General features: G+C 47.9%; 1 pseudogene. It reads right to left on the bottom strand.

Annotated elements, in window-relative coordinates:
- Window positions 1-570: pseudogene (locus tag ACTHUR_RS14185) on the bottom strand (gamma-glutamyltransferase); the annotation flags it as partial.
- Between the last annotated feature and the right edge of the window lie 135 nt (window positions 571-705).

Genomic DNA, 705 nt, shown 5'->3' with positions numbered 1-705 from the left:
ACCTTGTTCCGCCAAAGTAATCGGTTTCTCAAACAAACTTGCCCACGGCAATTTGCCATAACGCTTGTGGACATCTTCCAGCAGCTTCGTAATCCCCGGCACACCGACCGAACGGCCGCCGACCACCGCTTTCATAAAGCCCATCGGTTTGCCGTTTTCATCCAAGAAAAGTTCCGGTGTTGCCGCTTTCGGCGCTGTTTCACGGGCATCAAACGTCGTCAGCTTTTTCGCCTTATTGTCCCAATACACCAGAAACGCACCGCCGCCCAATCCGGAAGACTACGGCTCAACCAGTCCCAAAGTTGTCTGCATGGCAATCATCGCATCTATCGCACTGCCGCCGCGCTTCAAAATTTCATAACCGGCTTCAGTTGCCAGCGGATTGGCAGACGCCGCCATATAATGCTTGGCGCGGATTAATTTCTGCTCCGTCAGCCCTGTTCCTTGCTCCGGCGCATGGTTATCCACAGATACAGAGGGCAGGGAAACTTGAGGCTTTTGAACCGGCTGTTGCGCACAAGCGGCCAAAATCAAAACGGATAACAGGTTAATACTAAAGGAAAACTTCATATGCACACCCTTATTGAAATATTTTCAGACGGCCTTTTCCCAGCTTAAATAAAAGGAAATATGAAAATAACTTGAAATAAAAAACCATTTGACTATTTCTCTAGTCAATCAGTTCCAATTGGAGAAGTATAAAAC

It is taken from the genome of Neisseria sp. P0021.S007 (assembly GCF_051956855.1).
The sequence above is the reverse complement of the archived record's forward strand: the minus strand, read 5'-3'. Positions and strand labels throughout refer to the sequence as shown.